The 25,316-nt window shown below is 32.6% G+C and carries 20 protein-coding genes and 2 pseudogenes; 15 read left to right on the forward strand and 7 right to left on the reverse strand.

Annotation, left to right across the window (positions count from 1 at the left end; genetic code table 11):
* The 3 genes from BFG57_RS18735 to BFG57_RS01105 form a co-directional block, all read left to right on the forward strand.
* The coding region (locus tag BFG57_RS18735; protein WP_175428238.1) for a hypothetical protein at nt 1-246 on the forward strand (246 nt) is incomplete at its 5' end.
* Between the two features lie 530 nt (nt 247-776).
* Nucleotides 777-1,016 carry a hypothetical protein gene (locus tag BFG57_RS01100; protein ID WP_069715616.1) on the forward strand — a complete coding sequence of 80 codons (240 nt, stop codon included), beginning with the start codon at nt 777-779 and terminating at the stop codon, nt 1,014-1,016.
* A 177-nt stretch (nt 1,017-1,193) separates the two neighbouring features.
* Nucleotides 1,194-2,549 carry a right-handed parallel beta-helix repeat-containing protein gene (locus BFG57_RS01105; protein WP_069715617.1) on the forward strand — a complete coding sequence of 452 codons (1,356 nt, stop codon included), beginning with the start codon at nt 1,194-1,196 and terminating at the stop codon, nt 2,547-2,549.
* Nucleotides 2,550-2,809: 260 nt separating this feature from the next.
* Here the strand turns inward: BFG57_RS01105 and BFG57_RS01110 are convergent, their stop codons facing one another.
* Nucleotides 2,810-3,304, reverse strand: a complete 495-nt coding sequence (locus tag BFG57_RS01110; protein ID WP_069715618.1) for a hypothetical protein — start codon at nt 3,302-3,304, stop codon at nt 2,810-2,812.
* A gap of 526 nt (nt 3,305-3,830) precedes the next feature.
* On the opposite strand from BFG57_RS01110, the gene BFG57_RS01115 reads away from it, so the two are divergent.
* The 3 genes from BFG57_RS01115 to BFG57_RS01125 all read left to right on the forward strand — a co-directional run bounded on the left by BFG57_RS01115 (nt 3,831) and on the right by BFG57_RS01125 (nt 6,813).
* The gene (locus BFG57_RS01115) at nt 3,831-4,883 is read left to right on the forward strand and encodes a ThiF family adenylyltransferase (RefSeq protein WP_069715619.1); all 1,053 of its coding nucleotides are present in this window, start codon (nt 3,831-3,833) and stop codon (nt 4,881-4,883) included.
* A 55-nt stretch (nt 4,884-4,938) separates the two neighbouring features.
* A complete protein-coding gene (locus tag BFG57_RS01120) occupies nt 4,939-6,216 on the forward strand; it encodes an MFS transporter (RefSeq protein ID WP_069715620.1) in 1,278 nt (425 codons plus the stop codon).
* Nucleotides 6,217-6,378: 162 nt separating this feature from the next.
* Nucleotides 6,379-6,813 (forward strand): DUF1878 family protein, encoded by a 435-nt coding sequence (locus tag BFG57_RS01125; RefSeq protein ID WP_069715621.1) that lies wholly within the window; start codon nt 6,379-6,381, stop codon nt 6,811-6,813.
* A 92-nt stretch (nt 6,814-6,905) separates the two neighbouring features.
* Here the strand turns inward: BFG57_RS01125 and BFG57_RS01130 are convergent, their stop codons facing one another.
* Nucleotides 6,906-8,129 carry a multidrug effflux MFS transporter gene (locus tag BFG57_RS01130; RefSeq protein WP_069715622.1) on the reverse strand — a complete coding sequence of 408 codons (1,224 nt, stop codon included), beginning with the start codon at nt 8,127-8,129 and terminating at the stop codon, nt 6,906-6,908.
* Nucleotides 8,130-8,779: 650 nt separating this feature from the next.
* On the opposite strand from BFG57_RS01130, the gene BFG57_RS01135 reads away from it, so the two are divergent.
* Nucleotides 8,780-9,448, forward strand: coding sequence for a hypothetical protein (locus BFG57_RS01135; protein ID WP_083248995.1), 669 nt, complete (start codon nt 8,780-8,782; stop codon nt 9,446-9,448).
* Between the two features lie 636 nt (nt 9,449-10,084).
* Here the strand turns inward: BFG57_RS01135 and BFG57_RS01140 are convergent.
* Nucleotides 10,085-11,353 carry a helix-turn-helix domain-containing protein gene (locus BFG57_RS01140; RefSeq protein WP_069715623.1) on the reverse strand — a complete coding sequence of 423 codons (1,269 nt, stop codon included), beginning with the start codon at nt 11,351-11,353 and terminating at the stop codon, nt 10,085-10,087.
* Nucleotides 11,354-11,929: 576 nt separating this feature from the next.
* Here BFG57_RS01140 and BFG57_RS01150 point away from each other — a divergent pair.
* Complete coding sequence (locus BFG57_RS01150) at nt 11,930-12,919, forward strand: HesA/MoeB/ThiF family protein (RefSeq protein ID WP_069715625.1); 990 nt, start codon at nt 11,930-11,932, stop codon at nt 12,917-12,919.
* A 10-nt stretch (nt 12,920-12,929) separates the two neighbouring features.
* On the forward strand, nt 12,930-14,117 hold the full coding sequence (locus BFG57_RS01155) for an MFS transporter (RefSeq protein WP_175428239.1): 1,188 nt from the start codon (nt 12,930-12,932) through the stop codon (nt 14,115-14,117).
* 228 nt (nt 14,118-14,345) lie between these two features.
* Here BFG57_RS01155 and BFG57_RS01160 read toward each other — a convergent pair whose 3' ends face one another.
* A complete protein-coding gene (locus BFG57_RS01160) occupies nt 14,346-15,806 on the reverse strand; it encodes an aspartate aminotransferase family protein (RefSeq protein WP_069715627.1) in 1,461 nt (486 codons plus the stop codon).
* Between the two features lie 12 nt (nt 15,807-15,818).
* Nucleotides 15,819-16,379, reverse strand: a complete 561-nt coding sequence (locus BFG57_RS01165; protein WP_069715628.1) for a TetR/AcrR family transcriptional regulator — start codon at nt 16,377-16,379, stop codon at nt 15,819-15,821.
* Between the two features lie 298 nt (nt 16,380-16,677).
* Here BFG57_RS01165 and BFG57_RS19190 point away from each other — a divergent pair.
* From BFG57_RS19190 to BFG57_RS01180, 3 genes and pseudogenes are all read left to right on the forward strand, one after another.
* A pseudogene (locus BFG57_RS19190) lies at nt 16,678-17,364 on the forward strand (FGGY family carbohydrate kinase); the annotation flags it as partial.
* Nucleotides 17,359-18,207: an FGGY-family carbohydrate kinase gene (locus tag BFG57_RS19125; protein ID WP_069715630.1), complete on the forward strand. Its 849-nt coding sequence runs from the start codon at nt 17,359-17,361 to the stop codon at nt 18,205-18,207. The pseudogene BFG57_RS19190 and the gene BFG57_RS19125, both read left to right, overlap by 6 nt.
* Before the next feature lie 175 nt (nt 18,208-18,382).
* A complete protein-coding gene (locus tag BFG57_RS01180; RefSeq protein ID WP_069715631.1) occupies nt 18,383-19,030 on the forward strand; it encodes a class II aldolase/adducin family protein in 648 nt (215 codons plus the stop codon).
* Between the two features lie 182 nt (nt 19,031-19,212).
* On the opposite strand, the gene pdxR is transcribed toward BFG57_RS01180, so the two are convergent.
* Nucleotides 19,213-20,616: a MocR-like pyridoxine biosynthesis transcription factor PdxR gene (gene pdxR / locus BFG57_RS01185; protein ID WP_069715632.1), complete on the reverse strand. Its 1,404-nt coding sequence runs from the start codon at nt 20,614-20,616 to the stop codon at nt 19,213-19,215.
* 136 nt (nt 20,617-20,752) lie between these two features.
* On the opposite strand from pdxR, the gene BFG57_RS01190 reads away from it, so the two are divergent.
* From BFG57_RS01190 to BFG57_RS19195, 3 genes and pseudogenes are all read left to right on the forward strand, one after another.
* Nucleotides 20,753-21,160, forward strand: coding sequence for a DUF2000 domain-containing protein (locus BFG57_RS01190; RefSeq protein WP_245676682.1), 408 nt, complete (start codon nt 20,753-20,755; stop codon nt 21,158-21,160).
* 128 nt (nt 21,161-21,288) lie between these two features.
* Entirely contained in the window at nt 21,289-22,596 is a 1,308-nt protein-coding gene (locus tag BFG57_RS01195; RefSeq protein ID WP_069715634.1) for an APC family permease, read from the forward strand.
* Nucleotides 22,597-22,917: 321 nt separating this feature from the next.
* Nucleotides 22,918-23,394, forward strand: a pseudogene (locus tag BFG57_RS19195) (transposase); the annotation flags it as partial.
* 395 nt (nt 23,395-23,789) lie between these two features.
* Here the strand turns inward: BFG57_RS19195 and BFG57_RS01200 are convergent.
* On the reverse strand, nt 23,790-24,689 hold the full coding sequence (locus BFG57_RS01200; RefSeq protein ID WP_069715635.1) for a helix-turn-helix domain-containing protein: 900 nt from the start codon (nt 24,687-24,689) through the stop codon (nt 23,790-23,792).
* Between the last annotated feature and the right edge of the window lie 627 nt (nt 24,690-25,316).

Here is a 25,316-nt window from a genome sequence, read left to right on the forward strand (position 1 = left end):
CTTGTTGATATTAACGACTTAACAGATGAAGAGTTAGCTAAGTATAAAATAATCGAAATGCAACCGGAAATAGGTGAGATTAGCAAACAAGCTACTCAAGTTACAGAAGGGTCAGCTAGATATGTAGAAATTGAAAATGAGCTTGTTGATATTAATGACTTAACAGATGAAGAGTTAGTTAAGTTTAATATTAAAGTAATTGAAAATCAAATAGAAAAAGATAAAACTAGGATTTCAACATTATAATGTTCATTTTTAAAAGCCGGTTTCTTTTAGAGAAGTCGGCTTTTATATTGTAATTTTGTTTTGAACAGTGAGGAAGTTCGGATGCCTTGCCAATCATACCAATACAACCTTTACACCACGTTCATGTTAGTATAAAAAAGCATAAATATTATATATTAAAGCAGAAATTAAACGTATATAATGTGATGAAGAGCAAGGTCTTGAAGACATAAAAAAAACATTAAAAAATTTCATCCGTTAAGGAAGGGATCATCTATGTCTTAGGTATCTACTTTGAAATGGGTATTGCAGGAATACGGGTGTTATAAATGGTTTTAGATATATGTGTTCTTATAATAGTTGATAATCAGAAATACTGAAGATAATCTAGCCGAGGTAATCATTTGGTTATTAGCATACAATTCTCTTTCTTTAAAATAGGAAAGGAAATTTTTTTGTTTCATTTAGTAGTTTATTGGAATTCAGGCTCATTAATCGGAATATTCTACATATATTTTAGAGAAATAATCTCTATGAAGGAGATGAAAAGAATGGGAGATGAACATACAAAATCCTGTTGTTCTTGTACAGGAGCGGGTATTGCATTAGGCTTCTTTTCATTAGGTCTCTTTATCGTGATTGCAACTGCATTGGTTTTAGCTGGATTATTATGGAGCGTACCAGCTATCGTTGTGTTAGTTATTAGTAGCTTTTTAGTTCTTATAGTATTAATTATGATTTGGAAATTATTGAGTGCGTGTTTGCCTAAGCACGAAGATAAGGATTGCTGATACTTGGTTTAGTTATCTTAAAAGGTAGGTGATGGAAATTTGACAAAGGTGCAGATATCCATCAAAAACAAAAAAATAATCTCCATTTTGTCATTTTTCATTTTCAGCGTTTTTCTTCTAATCAGTATTCTTTTTTTTCATCTGAAGGTTCATATCGTTGGTCAAGGATTTCAATTCATGACAATTAAAGATGCAGTTGATCAGTCGAATTCAGGAGACATCATTATAGTTACGAATTCCTTAAGTCCATATGAAGAAGCGGTGAAGATTGGTCCAGGAAAAACGGCTCTCAAACTAATTGGAATTGGTAAACCAATTATAGAAGGGGCTGGACTAGGGTTTGAAAATGGTATCACAATCACTGAGTCATCAAGAATAGTAATTAGAGGATTTGTTATTCAAAATTATAAGACAGATGAAATTACAAGTGGGAACGGAATCTTTGTAAATGAATCTTCTCAAAATTTCATAACAAATAATCAGTTGCTAAATAATGAATCAAAAGGAGTCTTCTTGAATAATAATTCCTTCAATAATGTTATAAAACATAATATGGCAAGTGGCAATGTTATCGATGGAATTTCGTTAAATAACAACTCAAATATAAATATAATTATACAAAATAATACACCTAATAATGAGGATGGTATTGACAGTGACAATTCTTTCAGTAATTTTATTGTGGGAAATGTAACTGTTGAAAATGGATTTGAGGGAATCGATCTTGATGACTCCTTTGATCATCTCATTTTAGGAAATGTATCTTATAATAATGTAGATGATGGAATGGATATTGATGATTCTAGTAATAATTTTTTAGTAGCAAATAAAGTAATCAATAATGGGAATGACGGGTTTGAAATGGATGATGATACATTAAACAATTGGATATTAGGGAATAACATCTCGAATAATGGATTTAATGAAGAAGGTCATGGAATTTTCTTTGAGGATGATAATGCTTTTAACAAAGTGATAGGCAATAAAATCTCAGAAAATACGAACGATGCGATTCTTGTCGATACAGAGTCTAACAACCACTTTATTGTGGGTAATCTTATCAAAAATAATATTGAAGATGGTATTTTACTCGATGGTGAAGAAAATATTCCATCATTCTCAAATGTGATAATAAACAATACCATTGTTGGGAATACAGGCGATGGAATTGAAGTCAATGAGTTCTCCTTTGTAAATACGATAAAAGGGAATAAAATAAATAACAATGGAGAAAATGGCATTAAGTTAGATCTAAAATCGAATAGCAACAGAGTGATAAAAAATAAAGTGGTTAGAAATTTAGGGAATGGAATTGAAGCAACGGATTCCACACTGAATACCATTAAGCAAAATAGGGTATTAGAAAATAGAATGCACGGTATTTTTCTGGATGCTAGTTCTGTAGGGAATGAAGTGTTATTTAATAGAGTATTTTTTAATATTAGTACGGATATTGTTGATGAAGACAATAACCTCTTTATTGGAAACAAGTGTGGAATATCGAATGGTGTTAATGTAGATTGCGGGGATTAAGCTGATAAGGAACACTCTTGAAATTTGAATAAAATAAAAAGGTGTATGCTAGGTACACTAAACACCATCATTATAACCGAATTTGAAATTTCACAAAGAATAACCACCATTCTTAGATGGTGGTTATTTTTTGTAGTGAAAGTTATCATGTATGCACAGATGAATAAAACTACATAAGTAATAATAATTAGTCTTCATGATAGGCTTCTATGTTTATATAAAATCATTTACCATTCTTGCTGATTTGTTATTCTTTCATTCTAAAGCTCTTCTATTGATACAGGTCCATTATAAAATTTTGTATTATAAAAAAATTTTTGATCTTGATAATCGAAGTAATGTATATCTTCAGTACCATTCACTGTAACCCTGTCTATTTCCTTATTAGCGATCATACCTAAAAATAATTTTATGTCATACTTAGAAGTTTCTCTTCGCATATTCATCTGATATATTTCTTCATCCAAATTATTGAGATTTACAAATTCTTCAGAAGCTACAATTTCCTCATCATAAATTAAATAAGTATAAATATTTCCACCACTATCTGTAACAAGATTAAGTGTTGCATTTTTACCCAAATCGATAGACTTAAGCGTATCTTCTTTTAAAGGCTTAGAATGAGATGCATCGTTTTCCATTTTAGAAAAAGGAGTATTCACTGAAAAAGTCGGTATTTTTATTGAGAAGAATAGTAACATCAACATTACTATAGCTATAATCACAATTATAGGTTTTGATGTTTTTGTTCTCATATTAATAGATCACCTCTTAAGGTTGTAAGTATTGATAAACATGAATGATTAATTTATATTGATTGTTGTAAGCAGCACTTTATATCTTTTATCTTGATACTAATAATACGAGGTGTTCCTTAAGAATCACTTTATATAAAAATGAAGATATTCTTAAGTTTTTTTGTCGTGAGTTGAACTCATCAATCAACATTATTATCTATCTATTTACAAAATAGTAAGATTATTTTAAAAAATAAGTATTTTCAAGTAAAATGGAGATTTTGTAAGAAAAATGCATAATAGTATAATATTTTATTATTTTACTAGTGTTTACAGGTTTAACTTAAATAGATTATATTTAGATAGCAAGTTCAAGAATTAATTCGGAGGTGTTTTTAAATGCGTGAAGTAAAAGTAAATCGTCAAGATGTTATTCCATGTCCTACATTCAAACTTTAATAGTACATAAAAATAAGGAATCATAATGATTCCTTATTTTTGTGTAATTATAGCCAATAGAATAATAATTTTAAGGGGAAATATTATGATAACAGTACAATTTAAACCATATGTCAAAGTATTCTTAAAAGATAATCTAATCTCATTCGAAAATCCCTTATATCAAAAAGGAATAAGATCATTTGAGTTAAACAATACTGGTAAGTTAGTTTGTGAGCTGATAAGTAGTAAGTGTGCATTCGAACAGCTTAAAAACAAACTTCATCAGTTAAATTGTTATGAAGAAGGTATGGACATCATAAGTAATCTTGAAGAATTCGGGTACATCAATTTAATAGAGACTGACAGAGAAGAATGTACTGAGAATTATAATTCAATACAAGATACATATAATAGAATCATCCCAATGTGGGAAATGTTTAATACTGATAAAACGTCTATGGAAATCCAGCATGAAATAATGAAGAAAAGGATTGGAATAGTTGGATGTGGTACCGTGGGGATTAATATAGCAATAAAGTTAGCACTCTTCGGTATATCTAATTATGTACTTGTTGATGGAGATTCAATAGAGGCTAGCAATTTGACTAGATGTCCATATTTAGCTAGAAAAAATATAGGAGAACCGAAAGTTGATGTATTAAAAAGATTGATTGAAGAACGTTTGGATAATAGCATTGTTACTCCTGATATTAAAACCTACCAAACTTTTATAAGTGAAGATAACGATTTAAATCAAATTCTAGATGGAATAGATATTTTAATTGTTGCAGCTGATGAGGAGAATTTACTCAAAGGAATTCAAGCATATGGTGATAACTATGATGTACCAGTTATATATCCAGGAGGTTACTATGGATTTGACGCAACAATTTTCCCTATTTATGTAAAAAATAAAAACCAGAGTCCTAGTGAAATAAACGCTTTTCTTACAAAAAATAAAGAAGATTTCGGAATAAACCTCAATCAAAGGGATGATATCGTTGTAAGTTCTATAGTACAGACTGCAGATAAAATTTCTAATATTTTATCCTTTGAGGTATTAAGGTATTTTGTCGAGGGATGGACAGAACATCTCGAAAGAGGTGCTTTGATGTATAACTTAGCAAACAATTCGTTGATTGATATCAACAAATAAAGTGAATGCTACCTTTATTAATAACTCTTATTAAATTTATTTTAGGAGCGACAGCATGCTTGGTGAAGAAGTACAGACGAAAAATGAACATTCGTATCTCGAAAATTTAATATTACCAGTTAAAGAATCTCGTCATTTTAGATTCTTGTGGATCGGGCAACTACTCTCGTCTTTTGGAAGTGCTATTCATATGGTGATTCTTCCGTTAGTTGTGTATTCGTTAACTGGGTCTACAATGGTAATGGGAATTACTATGACAATGTATATGATACCTAATGTGCTCATCCTACCATTTTCAGGATTAATCGTTGACAAATTTAATCGCATTAATCTGATGTTACTCATTGAATTTATTCGTACATTTCTTATGATAACGATAATGATCTTACTAATTTCAGATACCTTAACTATACAAATCTTATATGTATTGGTTGCAATTAATGGTTTAATGGCTGGTTTGTTTCATCCTGCATATTTCGCTGTTCGTGCGAAAATTTTTGTTCCAAAGATTCGTAACGCTGCAAATGCATTAACTCAAATGAGTACTCAAGTCGTACGATTAATTGGACCTGCACTAGGTGGACTAATTGTCTCTGCATCATCTGCTGCTATTGGATTTGGTATAGATGCATTAACTTTTTTCTTGTCTTTTATATGTCTATTATTCTTAAGGGATCTGGCTACAAATCATACACCTACTACTGTCAAGGATTCCTTGAATAACAAGTCTAACGTTAAAAGTGATTTTTTAGAAGGTATTAAAGTGTTAAAAAGTCATCCTTGGTTATGGATCACAATTTTAGCATTTTCCTTTATTACTCTTTGTTACACAGGAATTATTGTCATCTTGATTCCTTGGTTGTTTAATATTTATTATCAATTTGAACCTTTTATATTTGGTTTATGTATGACATTTTCCGGATTAGGTGCTGGACTTGCTGCTCTCATTTTTGGTATGAGACAACAATGGGAAAAACGCGGTCTGATGGCTTACAGTGGTGTTATAGTAAGTGGATTGTCATTATTGGCAATGCCTTTCGTCCCTTGGGTTCCTGGATTATTAACTTTAATGGCTATTCAAGGGTTCGGTGTTATGGTTTTTGGACTAGTTTGGGAAACTAGTTTACAAGAGCTTGTACCTGAAGAAATGTTTGGGAGAGTAGCGAGTCTTGATATGTTAGGATCCTATGCGTTACTTCCACTAGGATATTTGTTAATTGGTTGGTTAGCAGAAAGTATCGGCGGATCTACTACGATTATAATTTTATCAGTAATAACAACTCTGTCTTCTGCAATTCTTCTATGCATACCTAGTATCCGAAAGTTTAATTAACAAGTAGAGTGATAAAAGCTATGTAAGAATCTTTAATATTTTAAGCTTTTGCATCAAAAGAAAGAGTATTGCAATTCGATAGTAATCCCTTACAATTAGGAATCAACAGAAAAAAACAACGCTTTTTCTGATTTGTATTAATCTAATGAAAGGGGTGGAGAAATGAATATCGAAAAAGAAATCGGGAAATTAAAGTATCAAATTAAACTACTAAAATGTATGGTGAACGGTGATGAGTTTCCATTTTTTATGTATGCTATAGATCATGAGTTTGAGGAGAATCAAGTTAATGCTCTATTGAAGATCTTAACAGCTTTCAGATACCGTATGTACGAAGGTACAGATGATAACTATCATCATTATCATGAATTAAACAAAGCGGATGCACAGTTACAGTCTTTATTAATAATATATCAAATCGAAACCTCAGAGATATACAAACATGAACTACCAAGTATTATTGAGTTCAGACACTACTTAAATTGTATCTTTGCTGAGAAGGAAACAAACCCAAAACATATCCTTTTGAGTTTAAAAAGGCAATCCATTTATAAAGAACTTTGTGATTATCTACTGAATCAGATAGAGGATCTATAGCTGATTCAATTAAATAAAGCCGATAAATCCTTAATTTAGGATTTATCGGCTTTTCTAATGTCGATTTTTTCTTAGGGTTTCTTAATATGCAATTACTTTTCCCCACGAGGGATAACAAATAGATAAGAAAGTGTGGCACTAACACCTGCACAAACGATGACAATTCCCATTGGTATAGCGGTGTGTTCTCCTCCGAGCCCCACGAATGGTGCTGCGAGTGCACCTAAAGCAAGTGATAATACTCCGATTAGAGCGGCTGCACTGCCTGCATTCTTTCCTTGTTTTTGCATCGCAAGTGAAAATCCAGATGTACTTACAACCCCAACACTTGATACGACAAAGAATAACGGGATTAATAGAAAAATTAATCTAGCGTGCAGAAGAATAAGTATAAATAAAACAATACCTCCACATAGTGATGTAGCTAGACCGAAACGAAAAAGCTTAGACTCATGTATTCGTCCAGCTAACCGCCCTGTAGTTTGACTTGCCATCATAATCCCCAATCCATTTATGGCAAAGATGAGACTGAACATTTGTGGCGATCCCCCGTAAATATTTTGCACGACAAATGGAGAGCCAGAGATGTAAGCAAACATAGCAGCAAAGACAAACCCTTGAGCTAATGCAAACCCTATGAAGGTGCGATCTAAAATAAGATTTCGGAACGTAATAAACGTATTTTTCACTCCGCCTGCTGAACGTCTATCGTTTTGAAGGGTTTCTGGTAAGCCAAATAGTACGACAAAAAACATGACTAAGCCAATGATACTTAAGACAATAAAGACACCTTGCCATGGAACGATTTTTAATAATTGTGCGCCTATTACTGGAGCCATAATAGGGGCAATCCCATTAATTAATGCAAGTAATGCAAAGAATTTCGTTAGTTCCGTGCCTGAATACAAATCACGAGCAACTGCCCTAGAAATTACAATTCCTGCTGAACCAGCTAATCCTTGAATAAAGCGCAATGCAATTAATGTCCAAATAGAAGGGCTGAAAACACATAATAGGGAAACGACGAAATAGATCGCTAATCCAACTAATAATGGTAAGCGTCGTCCACGTACATCACTGATTGGTCCAGCTAATAGCTGTCCAAATGCTATACCTAATAAAAAGAAAGTCAAACTAAGCTGGACGAGTGATGGACTTACGTGAAAGTCATTTGCCAATTCAGGAAGTGCTGGCAAATACATATCAATCGATAACGGCCCAAATCCCGCTAATGTTCCTAATATTGTAGCCATCCATAATCTACTTGATCGAGAAATTTTTACTTGTCTGTCAATGGCATGATTTAATTCTCCCATAACTAAAAATAATCAACTCTTTTCCGTAGACTGAGTAATAGACTCAATTTGATTTTTTATTTCTAACAGACTCTAAATTATAGATAGTTTAATACTATTTTTGTATCCTTCTAAGCTATAAAATTTAACATTATTAGTTTTTAAGTCAATGGATTGTTCTTCGAATGATTACATTCATTCAGATGTAATCATTCGTCCTACGTTAAATTGTAAATTGAAAACAACGATGAGTAAATACGTCAAAGTTATTTGACCTTACAAGGAGATTAACAACGTAAACATCAAATAACTTAGAAATAAACGACAAAACTGATTATTTCCTTGCTATTACTTGTATGTTTCAGGAATTGCCGGTAGATTTCTAATCCTGCTCTCAAGCCAATAAGTATCTAACCTCATCAAGTAGCTACACTTATTATGGAATATATGAGCATATTTTGTATGATATGAAGACTGCTCTAGGGAGAGCGATTATGTTTGGAATTAAAATACTTATCAATTGACCGATAAGGAAAGTTTGTGTAATATTGGTTATTGTGTTGAAATTAGTAAGAAATTCACAATAACATATTATCTTATGAACCGTTTATATAATGTTAGGTAATTATAATGATATAAGGGTTCTTTTTATTTTGAGGAGGTTGATTTACATGGGTATGGTTACTATGTCGATTCAAGAGGGCCTAAACGAACTCAGTACATTAGAAAAAAGAATTACGAAGGCTTTAACGAGAAGAATTCATTTTGGAGCTGTTGTAATTGGAAGAAAAGCAGTAAATGGTTATAGCAACAATGAAGAGTTCGAAAAAGACGTTAAATCAACCTATGACTCCGCTCGTGCATTAATCAAGCGTAGAACGTTAATTAAGCGTGCAATTGTAAAGAAAAATGCAGAAGTTGAAGTGACGATTGGTGGTCAAACGATGACTTTAGCAGAGGCAATCGAAAGAAAAAATTCGATTCATTTTGAAGAGCAGTTACTTCATGAGATGGAACGCCAATTTACTCAGCTGATGAATGACCTCGCTGAAAAAAAAGAATATTATAGAGATAGACTAGATGACCATCTTACAAGATCAGTTGGGAAAGAAAATAAAGAAAAGCTCAATATAAACGAAGATGACCCAATGCTTAAGTTTTTTAGAGATGAAAACGAGCCGAACTTTATCGATCCAATTAATTTAAGAAAAGAAATTGATGAGTTAGATTTATCAATTAGTATGTTCAAAGAAAAAGTAGATAATGTTCTTACCGCAGCAAATGTAAAGAACGATATTGAATTCGATGATACGTCAGTAGAAGACCTATCTCACGACTAATAAATTTATATTACTTTGCTAATCAATCGTAAACTAGAATCTGAACACGCTCACTATAAGCGATATTATAGTACTAATATTAATCTATTAACTTTGATGAATGTTCTAATTGAATTCAAAGCTTACACCTAATAGTTAATACATTAGACCTTAAATATCAAAGCTCTTAGTGTTCAAAATTCAAGTATCAAGATTTAAAACTCGATTAAAACCAGGTAGTTACTTTATATCGGGAGGTTGTTCATCGTCCCTCTAGTTTGAGTCCTGGCTGATTGGTTAGCAAATTTATATTTTGAAAAACTAGACTAACTCCAAAGCACCTGTGAAAATGTACAAAGCAAGGATTAGTTAAATGAATTAAATATGAAAAAGGCGTGCAAATAGTTTCATGTACGATTCTTCCATTTAGCTCAATAGTGAGGGTGAAATTAATAATACAGTAAGCGCAAATCAGTTATTTATATGCCAAGTTACGATAAAAGTAGCCCGAAATAAACCACTTTTATCGCATACAATTGATTATTTTGCGTTTCAATTATAAGACTACATTAAATTTCGGTATTGGTTCATCGTAGTCGTTAAAACTTAATATTAAAATCCTATAATTTAATTCAAATAAAGTTCTTTTCAAGAAAATCACCCACTATATATTTTTTTATAAATATGAATTGAATTTTTGTAATAAATAGAAGCTCTTTTATATTTATTAATACTTTCATAATACTCTGCCAATTCTTGAGAGAGGTTTATAATATAATCGAACATTTTTTCTTGTTTGAAAAAGGATATTGATTCAATCATAAGCTCTTCATATTCATGAGTTAAACCTCTTAGAAAGAATAACTTTGCTTTAAGCGACAAGATTCTATAATGATCAATATCGTTCAACTTTTGTCGGTTAACTTGTGAAAATAAGCGTTCTACTTCTAATAAATTTTCGATTTTTAAATAAACTTTGATTAATACGATGATTGAATTTACATAACTTTTTTTATTAGGGGATTTCTTTTTGATTTCTACGGCTTTATTTAAGTAATAAATTGCTTTCATATAATCATTATACTTAAGGTAGATTGTCCCTAAATTGTGATAAGTTTTTCCAGTAATCTCTAAGTCATCGATGGGAATTTGAAAAATTTTTTTTAATTGCTCTATCGCCTTTTTATTTTCGTATTTTTCTGAATATATGATCCCTAAGAAGTTATACACTTCTCCAATACTATCCCACGCATGTTCTTTATAATAAATATCTAAGGAATATTTACAGAACACCTCAGCGTTTACTAAGTCTTTTAGCCTCCAGTAATTCAATGCAATGTTATGTTGGATATTGGCTCTTTTTATTTTTTTAGAAAGTGATAACATATCCAAAAGTCTATGAAAATACTGATTACTGATAAGATATTCTTTTCTGTAAAAATAATTTAAAGCTAGCACATTGATATAGATTCTCTTTATTTTATTTGGAGTATTTTCTAAATCTTCCTCTGTAATAAAATTATCTAAACGATAATATAATTCTTCTGCTTTTCCGAAATCTAGTTTATAGAACATATAGATCGAGAGTAGATAAAAATATAATTCTTGTTGAATTGAAGGAATATAGACATGACTTTTTTTTATTTCTTCATAATGTTTTTCTGCTGCTTTTAAATTTGTTTCTATTAGCTTATTAAAATACTCCAACTCTGTTTCTAACTGGTCATTTATTGATTTATAGTTCAACAAGTATTCAGTGGGAACATGAAGTTTTTTAGACAATAAATGTAAAATATCTTCGCGAGGAATATATCTTCCCTTTTCTATATTACTTAAGTGCGATTCAGAAATAATTTCTCGTCCCAAGTAAGATTGCGATAGATCCATTCCTTTTCTTAACATTCTTATTCGTCTTCCGATATGCATGTTATTCTCACCAACCTTTTATGGATTATCTAGTTCCCATTAATTAAATATAATACCAATACATTGAATTTATAAATACTTTTGTAAAAAAGCAATAGTTCACTATTTTTCACTATTTAATTAGTGAAAAATACTAAAGTTATTGTGTTAGTTTCTAAGTATTCTAAACATTCATTTAATATATTATAATAAGTTCATAAGTTGAGAGGGGGTAACAAATTATGGTTAGAATTGAATACCGTGCTGGTGATCGCTAATTGAAGAGTATATTAGAAAAAAGGAAGATTCTATTGTAATCTTTCTTTTTTCTTTCTTTAAACCTAATTGAAAAGAGGAATTAGTATGGTTACCGATAATAAATCAAATGCTACATATAAAAATAGTGCTAAAGAAAAAACGATCCAAGAAAAGGACAATACTAGAAATTATTCTGTGCATTCTTATAATCAAGAACACAATTTAAAGAAATATCTCAGTATGGAGTCTTCTCATTTTCCAAACAATCGATTAATACCTCCCTCATTAAAATAGCTTCAATAACGATATAAATAATAACCATAGCAAGGAGTTTGAATAATGGACGAAATAAGATTGAAAAAGACCCTTCAGCCTGTGGAGAGAGATGGGAAAATTTATTTTGGGGTTGGACAACCTGGTTTAGAAAGAACGATTGACAGTAGTGAAGAAAATAAGAGATTTCTAAGGTTTTTAAATAAGGAAATCGATAAAGAAAATTTAAATTTATCACAATCAGCAATAGATGAAAAAATGTCTTTTTTTGAACGGAATGGTCTATTAACTACGAATAATTATCAGAAAGAGTATAGGTATTCTCGAAATCTTAATTTCTTTGAATGGATGGATACAACAGATAATATTGATCCACAAAAACATCAAGATCGATTATCAGAGGCAACTATATTAGTTGTTGGGCTTGGCGGAATAGGAGCCAATGTATGTGAGATTTTAGTTAGGTTAGGTGTATCTAAGTTAATAATTTTAGATAATGATGTGGTAGATGAATCGAACTTAACAAGGCAAGGTACATACTTTGAAGAGGATATTGGAAGGTTGAAGGTTAATGTTGTCGAGAAATATTTAAGGAAAATAAACTCGAAAATTGAGATTGAAAAAGTTAATACTTTTCTTGAGACAAAAGAAGATTTAAGATCGGTCTTTGACACTTATCAATTTGATTTATCAATCTGTTGTGCAGATATACCTAAAATAATAATTGATAGTTGGTTTGATGAGTTATCTATAGAATATAACAGACCATTTGTAGCAGGTTCCTATGCTTCCACCGTCATAAACACATTTTGTATGCATCCAGAGAAAACAATAACTAGCTCTCAGTTGTACGGTGAAAGAGGTGCGACAAGAGAACAACTACTTGATGATATTTCGTTTCCTACTAGCGTAATTGCACCTGTGACCTTTATGGCAGCAGGACTTATCGCATATCAAGTGCAATCTGTTATTACTGGATTAAATTATAAAGAACAAGCTGTTCAAATTGATATCTTTAATTGGAAAGTGTATGAATATGATCTTAGCAAAAAATAGTAATTTTAGGATGTTAGTATTTGGTAGGGTATTAACAAACTTTGGAGATAGCGTTTATACGATAACTCTAATGTATATTGCGGTTTCGATTTACGAGTTAGGTGTTAGTTCTCTTGCTCTGTTTGGTTTAGTTGCTTTTCTCCCATCATTAGTCAGCTTTTTATTTGGACCATTTATTGATAAATTTAGTAATAAAAAGCTATTATTAATTGCACTAGAAGTGTTGCATTTTCTAACACTAATAGGAGTGCTAGTTACCGTATATTATCAACTAGATTATTTATTTTTGTTAATTCTACATGGAATATTTTCGTTTGCTAATACTTTAATTTATCCTACTCAATCAAGCTTTGTCCCTGAAATACTAAATAATAATAAAGATGAAATATCAAAATCCGTTTATATAATGAATGTTACGAATAATATAACCAATATTTCTTCAAATTTTATTGCGAGTATCATCCTTATCTATATTTCAGTTGTAGGGATATTAGCAGTTGATGTTTTTGTATTTTTTCTTTCAATCCTCTTCTTCTTAAAGATTTCTAATAATAGAATCACAATGAATAATAAGAAAGTGGAAGATACAGATTTTAAATCAAGCATCAAATATTCATTTAAATACTTTTGGAGTCAAAAAGAACCTTCTAGAATTGTTGTAATGGAAGGAATATTAAGTGGTTTAACGACTATGATCATGAGAATTATAGGCATATACTTAGTAATCATTAACGTTGGCGTCGAATACCTAGGAGTTTTACTAGCCTTCCAGAGAGGGGCGGAAATGCTAGGTACTTTAATTTCTGCAAAGATAAACATGGCATATAAGAATTTTTTTATGGTAGATTATCTGGTGTCAGGAATATCAATTATTATGATTGTATATGTTGAAAATGTTGTAGCTAAATTAATCTTGTTCTCATTAACTTTTTTGTTTATAGGAATGTCAGGTACCGTGTACGGAAAGATGATTTACGAATACTATGAACCTCAACATTTAGCAAAAGTATCGACTGTTATTTATACGATTTCTTCAGTTGCAATTGTTGCTTGCATGGTTATCCCAATGGTTTATAAGGACATAGAAAATCTTATATTAATAACTGGGATTATTACAGTTCTATTTGGATTATACTTATTGCTGTTCGAGAAGACTAACGTCATAGCCCCTGAAAGAGCTCTGTCAAAAAATGCATAGTTTAATCTGACCAGACCTTATTATTATGAGGATATAGTTTATGTGTATACGTTGAAAAAACAATCAAATAAAATAACTATTAAAAGTATACATAACCACAATGTTCTTTTAGATAAAGTGGTTATGTATACTTCACGAATATTTTCCTTAATAGGTTGCATATTTAAAAAGATGCGGCTGATTTAATTATTCTACTCATTTTTTTATCACAAACATCCTACTGTTCACTCAAACTCCCACACCTTCAATATTCTGAAAAACTCGCTCAAAACGTTCAAGTGCATCATCAATGACATCATCAGTATCTGCTAAGCTCGTATATAGTCTGCTTCCTGCAAGCGAGACGATACCCTCCGCCATATAAGCAGCACCCATTTCCTCCATCATATGTTTTCGCTTTTTTATTTCATCAAGAGCACTAAAGATATTAAGTCCTAGTTTTACAAACATTGCAGCAGCTGTTTCGAGGTGGCAAATTGAACCTTGGTTATAGGCAACGAATGGGAGCTTATATTTAGCGATTAGTTCATTCAGTCCGTTCGTTAATCGATCACCAGCTTTTCCAGCAATTTTACAAGCATTTGTTTTCTCGATTTCTAATATCGTATAGTAGCCTGCGAGTGCACTTAACGGATTTGCGGCGAGTGTTCCACCGACATACGCTCGTTTTTTTCCACTTTCCAAACCAGCGGCAAGTCGTTCGATTAATTCTCTGCGACCACCAATACCACCTGCGGCTGGATAACCACCAGCTATCACCTTTCCAAATACTGTTAAGTCAGGTTTCACATCGAAATAACCTTGAGCACCGCCTAATCCCATCCGAAACCCTGTTACAACTTCATCAAATATAAGCAGTGTGTCAAATTCATCACAGAGCTTTCGAACTTCACGATTATAATCTTTGTAAATTGGTCTTGTGCCACTCTCTGGTCCAACTGGTTCAACGATCACACTAGCTGTTCCACCCATGAGCTTATTTCTTTGCAATTGCCTGCGTAATGCACCTAAGTTATTCGGTTTTACTTCTTGTGTATGTCTCGTGCTCGCTCGTGGAATTCCGTGTGCTTCAAATCTACCTGTTCCAGGAATTTTTAACCCGTAAACCATTTGGTCACTCCAACCGTGATATGCACCACCAATTTTGATGACCTTCTTCTTGCCTGTTGCGAGTCGTGCAATTCGAATTGCAGCCATGACAGCTTCTGTACCACTGCCGAGCATGCGAAACATTTCAACAGCAGGCATATGTTTATTAATTAATTTAGCAATCTTGTATTCATATTCGTGAAATAATCCAGTAACTGGCCCGCAATCATTTAACAAGTCAATTACTTTTTCTCGAACTGGCTCGTAATTGTTGCCTAATATAATCGGTCCGCCAGATTGAAGGAAGTCGATATACTTGTTCCCATCAATATCCCACAAGTACGCACCTTCAGCCTTGTTCATGACAAGAGGGTACGGGTAATTAAAGGCTAAGTTATGCTGTACACCCCCGGGAATATATTGTTTTGCTTCTGTGATCATTTCTTTTGATTTACGACATTTGTTATCAAAATAATCGAGGTATTGCTGCATGGCGTTGCGTTTAATGGGTCGCATTGGCTGTTGCATTAACTGATCAAGCTTATTATAGATGTCTTTTGTATCGTGCCAAGTTGAAATTGCAAATCCTTTCGTTTCCAAAGAAAACCCCCCTTATTCTTCGGTAATTCCGTTAAAGATCAGTTCTAACATGTTACTTAATTCCGTAGTCGTACCGACATTAACATCGTCTTCAAGCCAACGAAATAAGATGCCATAATAACTACCCATGATTAACGTAACAATTTCACTTTGATTAACCGCTTGCTTAATTTCACCATTTTCCTGACCTTCTGTAATCAATTGTTTTAATATATTTCTAATCTTTAAGTATGGGGTGTCTTGCTCGTTTTGATTCATGATCGATGTGAATACGACGCGTCCGGTAAGTTGTAAGTAGGGGGCAGAATCTTCTAGAAGTCGTGTCATGATGAGTTTAATTTTTCCAAAGGTATGTGTGGAGTGATAGTGTGGCTCATCCATTAACTGTAATACATCTGTTATTTCTTCTTCAGCAATGCCGATTAACAAGCTTTCTTTATTAGGAAAGTGTTTGAAAAAAGTACTCTTTGCGATATCTGCCATTTCCGTAATGTCTTCAATAGACGTTTGTTCATAGCCTTTATCTCTGAATAAATAACGTGCAGACTTAAGTATATTTGCGGTTGTCTTCAACTTTTTACGTTCTCGACGTGATACAGGTAAGTTAATATGTTCTCCTCCTAGTGACTCAAAGTAAAGATATTACATATCAATCTATTGTTATTGTAATGAGGAAAACTGAAATTTAGTACAATTATATACTTGATTAATAAATCGGACTAAAGTTTCCTTTCGTGAATATATTAGTTTAATAATACGAATTGTATGGTTTGCATCGTGTTGAAAAAGCACGAACTCGCCTGTTATTAACGAGTGTGCAGATTGTCCTAAGCAGGTTTTATCTTCATTATTGTATGAATGGAGGTTTTAAATGGCGGATAAATACTTAATTTCTCATGATGTAGGTACGAGTTCTAATAAAACGGTTCTTGTCGATCTTCAAGGGAACATTATTTCAAGTGCTGCTGCATCGTATCCATTGTTAACCCCTCAACCAAATTGGGTAGAGCAAAATCCTGATGATTATTGGGATGCAATTATTAAAACGACAAAACACGTGTTAGAAGCCTCACGCATATCACCACAAGACGTAATCGGCATTATTTATACGACACAAGCGATGGGCATTATTCCGATCGATCACGACGGTTTTGTGTTACGACCGAATATTTCTTGGGTAGATGGTCGAGCGGAAATACAAGCTAAAAAGATTATGAGAAAGTTTTTCGGAGAGCATCTTTTCAAAGCAATTGTTGGTGTGAAATTAATGGGGAAAGATGTGATTCCGAAATTGTTATGATTAAAAGAAAAAGAACCGTTTATTTATGCGAAGACGAAATATTTTTTAGATGTAAACGGTTTTCTTAAATATAAATCAACTGGTAACCCTGTTATTGAATGGTCAGGTGCGTCGTCATATGGGTTTGATCTCAAGAAAAAAGATTGGTTAAAGTTCTTCTTTCAAATATGTGGGATTGATACGGATAAGCTCCCGCCTCTTGTACGTTCAATCGATCATGTTGGCGGTCTTACGAAGGAAACGGCTGATGCAATGGGATTGCTAGAAGAGACTCCTGTTTTCGGTGGATGTGATGATGTGCAAAGTGCTGCTGTTGGTGCTAATGCAGTTCGAGAAGGTGAAGCTCATATTTACCTTGGTACGTCTGCGTGGGTTTGTGTATCAACAGCAAAAAACTTAAAACATAAAAATGGTGCGGCAGTCATCCAAAGTGCTGATCCTAACATGGCTCATGTCGTTGGCATTACGGAAGCAGCTGGATCGTGTATTCAGTGGATAGCTGACCAATTTTATTCACATGAACAAAACGATCCAAACATCTCGAATATCTTTGAACTTATGGATGAAGATGTGAAAAATATTCCCCCTGGTTCTGATTATTTAGTATGTACACCGTGGATGCTAGGCGAACGATGTCCAGTTAGCACTACGACAACAAGGGCTACATTATTTAATATTAGTCTGGAACATACTAGAGAACACATGATGAGGGCTGTATATGAAGGTGTTTCTTACAACTTATGTTGGATAATAGAAAATCTGAAACGTGATTATGGTTTTGATGTGTCAACGTTAAAGTTGATCGGAGGTGGATCGCTAGACGATCAATGGATGCAAATTTTATCAGATGTGACGCAAAAACCAGTCATAACAGTCTCACAACCACAAATGGCAGGTGCTGTCGGTGGCGCAATCTGTGCTGCAATCGGACTTGGAATCTATGAAGATTTCAGCTGTGTTAATGATTTAATCAAAATCGATAAACGCTTTGAACCGAATCCCAATCATGCGGAAATCTATCGCACACTATTATCCTCTTATAAATCTATCTATTACTCTTTGAAGAAACCTTATGCTAATTTGAATTCTGCACGATTTTAATATGATTATGTTGTAGGTTGGTGTCGTTTTGAATGTTACTTTCCAAAATATTATCTTACATCTTCATTTCTTTTGGAAGAATTTATTATAAAGTGGATTACCCTGTGTTATGCAAATAAGCATTCACTGTAAGTGTGCTTTGCAATATATGTAAGTTCGTAGGGAGGAAGAAATGATGGAAGTTGCTGAAGCGAAACAGCTCGTATGTGATGCTGGGAAAAGGTTACTAGCAAGTGGTCTTGTAGAAGGGACTTGGGGCAATATTAGCTTAAGAGTAGACGATACGACGATGGTCATTACCCCAAGTGGAAAAAATTATGAAGACCTTACGCCAGAAGATATGGTTATCGTAAACTTAAAGACATTAAAATATGATGGGGATTTAAAACCGTCTACCGAATGTGGATTACACGCGGAAATATATAAAGATAGAAAAGCTGTGAATGCTGTCATTCATACACATTCTTTGCATGGATGTACGGTAGCAGCAGCACGAAAAGAAATTCCACCGATATTAGATGATATGGTACAAATCATCGGACCGAGCATCCGAGTAGCTGATTATGCAATATCAGGTACAAAAAAGCTCACGAAAAACGTTATTAAAGCATTAAAAGGTAGAAATGGAGCTTTATTAGCCAATCACGGTACGATTTGTATAGGACGTTCGATTGACGAAGCATTTGTAACATGTCGAGTACTAGAAAAAGCTTGTCGAATCTTTATTGATGTGCAAAATATCGGTGGTGCAACTCAAATTAATAAAATAGAAGCAATTGCGATGCACCAGTACTATTTAAGGAAATATTCAAAGCAGCAGTAATTTTGTTGGGTAATGAGGTTGTTGACGCTATGACTCTTGGTTGTGTTCTAGTCGTCATAACAGAATCACTCGTGTAGAGGATAGACCCTTTATAGAAGGTGTATTTTACAGGTTGCTACATATTAATCCAGTATAATATGTAGCAACCTGTAATTTCAAAACAGCCTACTCATATAAAAAAGTCAAGAGGTGGTTAGAGCACACTTCAATCTTTTTATACCTTCTTTTATTTCCTCCTTCGATAAGTTGCCATACCCAAGAATGATTTTATTTGTATGGTTTCCTTTCTGTATTGCATGCGATTCCACTGGATATACTTTAACGTTATGTTCAGTGATTTTAGATAATATATCCTCTGAAAAAACGATATCCTCGAATTCAGCAACAAGGTGTAATCCTGTTGAATCTCCTAAAATTGTTACAGTGTTAGAAAATTCCTGCTTCAAGCAAGATTTAATATAATCTCGGCGTACTTGATATACCTTTTTCATTTTTCTAATATGGCGTTCTAAGTAATTTCCATCAATAAAATGAGCGAGAGTAAGTTGCTCTAATGATGGTGTGTGAAGATCCATAAACCATTTTAAATCTTTGCATTTCTGAGCAAGTGAGGGAGGCAATATTAAATAACCTAATCTTAATCCAGGAGAAAGTATCTTGCTAAATGTTCCAACATATATGACTCGTTCTGGATCTAGTCCTTGAAGTGAGCTGACTGGTGTACCTTGATAACGAAATTCGCTATCATAATCGTCTTCGATAATATAGCAGTCTGTATTTCTAGCAAAGTGGATTAATTGGATACGACGTTGGATTGGTAAAGTACCCCCTAGTGGGAATTGATGAGAAGGAGTAACAAAAATAAATTTTGGTCGTTTATTGGCTGGAAGTAAGTCTGTTTTCATACCATATTCGTCGACAGGTATAGGGTATAGAGAAGTTCCTGATGAGGAAAAGATAGTTTGAATTTCATTCGTTATCGGATCCTCAATAATAATTTCATCTTCGGATGAGAGTAGTAGATTTGCAATGAGTGAAAAAGCTTGAGTAGCACCAGATGTAATTACTAATTGATCAGGGTGACAATTAACTCCTCTCGTTCTTTTTAGATATTGAGCTAGGACGAGCCTTAGTTCAGTACGACCTTCTGGGTGATCGTAGCCAAATATGCTTTGAGAAGTTTCGATGCAAACTTGTTTTGCAATATGTCCCCATGATTTTCTTGGGAACATATCCAAGGCGGGAATTCCCGAGCGAAAATCAATGACACCTGTATCGTTTTCAATGTGTTGGTTCATTTCAAATAAAGACAGGAATTCATCTTTATCTTCTTGTTTTAAATAGGCACCTTTCGCTACATATGTCCCTGATCCCTGAAAGCCTACAAGGTAACCTTCCGCAATTAATTGTTCATAAGCTTCAATAATGACATTTCGAGATACTCCTAGATTTGAAGCTAGTTCTCTAGTAGCGGGAAGTCGATCCTCTGCTTGTAATTCCCCATGTAAAATGCGTAGCCTAATTTGTTCATACACTTGCCTAATCAAAGGCATGTCTAATGTGCGGTCGACAGGTAACCAAAACATCTCCTCGCTCCTTTATAAATTGGTACTGTTGAATTATCACAAAATTGGCTCTTATGATAACTATTTTAACATGTTAGCATAATAAAGTGTTTGAATGGATAATCAAAGTGAAAGTCAATGGAGGTTAGAATGTGAAATGAAATGTGTAATCGTTATTGATGCTTCTTTAAGTACAGGTCTTATTGCAAACACTGCAGCAGTTTTATCTCTTACGCTAGGTGAAAAAATTGACGGTATTATTGGTCCTGATGTGCTGGATCGTTCTGGTAATGTTCATATCGGTATTACAACAATCCCTATCCCGATTTTAAAAGGTGATTTAGCTACAATCAGAGAGCTAAGAAATAAAGTGGAGCTAGAAAATTTCTCAGATGTTCTTGTAGTTGATTTTTCAAATGTAGCGCAAATAACAAATAGTTATGACGGATATACGAAGAAGATATCTAAAGTTGACTGCCATGAACTTGATTATTTAGGTATTGCACTGTATGGCGAAGAGAAAAAGGTTAACAAACTAACTGGAAGTCTAGGGTTATTAAGATAATGATTAAGGCTAAGAAATTTCTATTTTGTTTTACTGTGAAAGTGAGAGTCAATCATTAATTGATTGTATTAGTCGGATATGAAGGAATTCCCACTAATAGAGGTTCACTATATGGAGAGGAGGATTTAATGGCATTAAAAAGAGATTTAGGTTTGAAAGAAGCAACATCTTTAGGAATTGGGGCGATGGTTGGAGCAGGTATTTTTATTCTTAGCGGTGTAGCAATTGGGGAAGCAGGACCTGCTGTCATGGTTGCATTTGGCATATCAGCGATATTGTTAATTCTACTTGGGTTATGTTATGCGGAATTAGCATCAATATATCCTCGATCTGGTGGTGCATACGAATATGTTAGTGTAACGATGGGACCACTAGTGGGGACATTAATTGGCTGGTCTTATTGGGGCGCTTGGTTAGCCGCAAGTAGTTTTGTTTCAAAAGGATTTGGAAGCTATCTATATTTATTAACTGGTATTCCACCCATGGTCAGTGCAGTAACTCTCCTGCTTGTATTAGGAATGATAAACATATTGGGAGTTAAGCTCAGTGGGTTTGTGCAAGTAGGGATTGTTGTGGTTGAAATCGTTTTACTTTTATTATTTTTTCTTATCGGTTTGAAACATGTTGACTATTCATTGTATCAACCTTTTATGCCAAATGGATTTGACGGCATTCTCTCTGCTGCACTCGTTGGTTTTATATCCATGGTAGGTTGGGATGTAATTGTTGATGCTGGAGAAGAAATGAAAAACCCTAAAAAAACGATCCCGATGGCTATTATTTCTTCAATTATTATCGTTCTTTTTCTATATGTGAGCTTATTATTTGTAGCAACTGGGGTAACACCTTGGCAACAACTTGGTACATCAGAAGTACCAGTCGTATTAGCTAGTCAACAATTTCTAGGAGAAATAGGACCAACGATAATTAGCATTGTAATCGTTGTCTCTTTACCTGCTACTGCGAACGCTTTTATTCTTTCTATTTCAAGGACTGCTTTTGCAATGGGACGTAAAGGTTTATTACCAAAGAAAATTGCTTCGATACATCCACGCTTTAATACACCTGTATGGGCTATTTTATTAGGAGTAAGTATTCAAATATTATTTACGCTCGTAAGCTCAGTTAATATTGCAGTTAATGCAACAGGATTATTATATTTAATAACCTTTCTGTTTACGTTGTTTAGTTTCTTCATATCAAGAAGAAAGAATAGGTTCAAAGTAAAGGGAAATCACTTTATAGCACCTTTTTACCCGGTTTTACCAGTTGTTGCGCTAGTAATAATTATAAGTTTACTATTTCCTATTGGGAAATCTGGTTTTTCAGCAGGAGGGTTATGGATGTTGATTGGATTAGGTATTTATATAGTAAGGAAAAAATCGATTAGTCATCAAGAAGAGAAAAAAGTGGAAAAGGATGAATATGTCGTGTGAAAATATCAAAATCCTACTTATCGTTAGAAAGATTTAGAGGTGAGATAAAACCAATTTTTAAATAAATTTATGATCGTAAGATGGAAACCCTTGTAAATGAACAAATCAGTAATCCGAAAACCTGATACTAATAATTTTTTTATCATTGCACATCTTTATTGAATTTGATAGAACTTATAAATCACTAGTTTAAATTAATGTAATTTAACTATTAGTAATACTCTAAATGTAGAAAAGCTTTATTTTAGGTAACGAAAAGTCCTTTATAAAGAAAAAGTCAGGTAGTAACCCGTCCCAATCCACTAATTAAGGACCCTAGCATACCCTGAAGAAGCCGTGATAACTACAGCCAAAGAGCATGAGCGCAATCAGCTAGAATTTATTATAGATGACAAAGAATGCGTGTATTTGATCATGGCTAACTTGATTACGAGCGCTTTGATCGCATGACCGACGAAGGATATTTTTACTTCCAAGTCTTCGAAAAAATGCGGTTTTTCGTGTTGTGCTTGACTTTCAACTCTCAGAAGATTCAGATGTAATATCTGATTAAATGGTTGTAATTGGTACAGCACAAAACCGTGCTCAGAATATGCTTCGCCTCATAAAAGTAATTGATTCAAAAGGAAACGTCTTACAATTAATCAGAAATCGATTCGATTTAAGTGCCAACCAACTATCGGAGATGTACAAGTCTAGTTGGGCAATTGAGTTGTTTTTATATGGATTAAACAGGATCTAAACATTCAGAAGTTCGATGGGTATAGTGAATGGGCTATTCAAAATCAAGTATTTATTACGTTTTCTAATCGTGTAATCTCTATTTATATTTCACGATGCAAATATAATTAAACGTAAAGATATTTTAATTAAATTTTTGCAGGTGAAATGGAATTACTTGTCGTATAATATGTATAGTGAATATTTTACATTATTTATTTAATTTTACATTTTCAACTAAAATGTAAACTTCAATATAGTTGAAAAATTTAAGACCGTAGAGAGCAAAGTTATGAAATAGATTCGTTAATTTGTATTTAAATCCTAAACATTTAAATTGTTTAAATTAATAATTTAGATTTTAAAAAATCACGTTGGGTTCCCATATAGTACTTTCGATCATTTTTTTATGGAGAATTTCTATTGAAATTCTCCTCAGCGTTCTTGTAATGTATAATTCGTTTATTAGATTTTCAAAGATCAGAAGTAGGAGCATTTATAATTTTTTTAATTTCTTCTATTTTTTTGTTAGTGAAATTTAAATATAAGCTATTTTGTGAAACATTAAATACTTCAGATGCTTTTGTGAAATTAAATAGTGCTTTTTTATATGATTTATTTAAAAATTCTATATAACCTATTTGATAATAAAAGTTTCCTAATAAATAAAACGTTTGTTTATTCATACAATGTCTAACACCTTCTAAACATATCTCCTTCGCTTTTTCATATTCTTCAGATCTTGTAAGTTCTTTTGCATAATTATATAAAATTTTTATTTTTATATCGTCATATTGATCAAATTTGGATTGTTTTAATATGTTGTATAAATTATCAAAAATACTAATTGCCTCACTAAGTAAATTTTCTTCTCCATGTATAATCCCTATACTATTAAGTATTTCAATGTCTTGAATTCCATATGTTTTCTTTGCAGATTTTCTTAACTCTAGTGATTGGTTTAATATTGAAAGTGCTTTTTTAGTGTTCTTTTCTAAGTAATAAACTATAATTCCTTCGTTCCATAAAATAAATTGTTTATTCTCAATGCCCATAAATAATGGGTTGTTTTTTTCGATATTCAATAGCTCTTTTGCAGTAGAATAGTTTTTCAATTTTATTGCTTCTCTTACTTGTTGCTGAACTTCTTTAATGTAATCGAATTTACAATTAAAAGATTGTTCAAAGAAATAGTTTATATCAACACCCATTTTTTCAGCTAATTCATATAACAATACTGCTGATGGGGTTGTATGCTCTTTTTCAATTTTACTTATTAATGTCTGTGTACAAATTCCTTCTGCCAATTCTTTTTGAGTAATATTTAAGTAAGCTCTTAACTCAGAGATAGATTCTCCTATATTGTAACTCAAAAATAAAACCCCCAATATTATTCTGAAAATCTATAGTGATGAAAAATATGAATATTTTTATATTATACATTATTAAGTAGAGTAATTATTCGAAATAAGCAGATAATTCGTTTTGAATGGTTGTAATGGTGGATTCATGATTATTTAATCTAGTATATTATAAAAAAAGTTCAGAATTATTGTTAGTTTAGCAATAAAATAATAGAAGGGCGGAGAGTTCCATTAATATAATACAAAAGTTTTTTATTTATTCTTTCTGTTTTGCAAGCTTGACCCTTGGAATGTTCAGTATGAATAATACTGGTGAATCTATTTTGAATTATCAACAAGTGAAAAAAATTGAGAATAGTGAAGTTAAATTGTTTAGTGAATTGCCTTATGAGCATGTCTCTCCGATAGATTATGTATAGTATATATTCAGTAATAATTACAATTGTGATGTAATACCTGTTTAACGAAATCAAGAACAACCATTTATCATGCTACTATTACTATTATTATGAGTTGTACTGAATTTAGTTTGAAACTAACCAAAGAATAATAATCTTACTATCTCTCAGTTACTTTTAACGATAATTGGGTAGATGGAGAGATTTATAATGAAATGCTTCTAGAGGAAGGAATATA

The sequence above is a fragment of the Bacillus solimangrovi genome, assembly GCF_001742425.1.
GTDB classification, from domain to species: Bacteria; Bacillota; Bacilli; order Bacillales; family Bacillaceae_N; genus Bacillus_AV; species Bacillus_AV solimangrovi.

Excerpts from the sequence above, each read along its gene's own strand:
- BFG57_RS01195 (WP_069715634.1), top strand. The coding sequence starts at position 21,289 with ATGGCATTAAAAAGAGATTTAGGTTTGAAAGAAGCAACATCTTTAGGA.
- BFG57_RS01190 (WP_245676682.1), top strand. The coding sequence starts at position 20,753 with ATGAAATGTGTAATCGTTATTGATGCTTCTTTAAGTACAGGTCTTATT.
- BFG57_RS01130 (WP_069715622.1), bottom strand. The coding sequence starts at position 8,129 with ATGGGAGAATTAAATCATGCCATTGACAGACAAGTAAAAATTTCTCGA.
- BFG57_RS01105 (WP_069715617.1), top strand. The coding sequence starts at position 1,194 with ATGACAATTAAAGATGCAGTTGATCAGTCGAATTCAGGAGACATCATT.
- BFG57_RS01150 (WP_069715625.1), top strand. The coding sequence starts at position 11,930 with ATGGACGAAATAAGATTGAAAAAGACCCTTCAGCCTGTGGAGAGAGAT.
- BFG57_RS01115 (WP_069715619.1), top strand. The coding sequence starts at position 3,831 with ATGATAACAGTACAATTTAAACCATATGTCAAAGTATTCTTAAAAGAT.
- BFG57_RS19125 (WP_069715630.1), top strand. The coding sequence starts at position 17,359 with ATGGGATTGCTAGAAGAGACTCCTGTTTTCGGTGGATGTGATGATGTG.
- BFG57_RS01180 (WP_069715631.1), top strand. The coding sequence starts at position 18,383 with ATGGAAGTTGCTGAAGCGAAACAGCTCGTATGTGATGCTGGGAAAAGG.
- pdxR (WP_069715632.1), bottom strand. The coding sequence starts at position 20,616 with ATGTTTTGGTTACCTGTCGACCGCACATTAGACATGCCTTTGATTAGG.
- BFG57_RS01155 (WP_175428239.1), top strand. The coding sequence starts at position 12,930 with ATGTTAGTATTTGGTAGGGTATTAACAAACTTTGGAGATAGCGTTTAT.
- BFG57_RS01120 (WP_069715620.1), top strand. The coding sequence starts at position 4,939 with ATGCTTGGTGAAGAAGTACAGACGAAAAATGAACATTCGTATCTCGAA.
- BFG57_RS01110 (WP_069715618.1), bottom strand. The coding sequence starts at position 3,304 with ATGAGAACAAAAACATCAAAACCTATAATTGTGATTATAGCTATAGTA.
- BFG57_RS01135 (WP_083248995.1), top strand. The coding sequence starts at position 8,780 with ATGGGTATGGTTACTATGTCGATTCAAGAGGGCCTAAACGAACTCAGT.
- BFG57_RS01140 (WP_069715623.1), bottom strand. The coding sequence starts at position 11,353 with ATGCATATCGGAAGACGAATAAGAATGTTAAGAAAAGGAATGGATCTA.
- BFG57_RS01100 (WP_069715616.1), top strand. The coding sequence starts at position 777 with ATGGGAGATGAACATACAAAATCCTGTTGTTCTTGTACAGGAGCGGGT.
- BFG57_RS01125 (WP_069715621.1), top strand. The coding sequence starts at position 6,379 with ATGAATATCGAAAAAGAAATCGGGAAATTAAAGTATCAAATTAAACTA.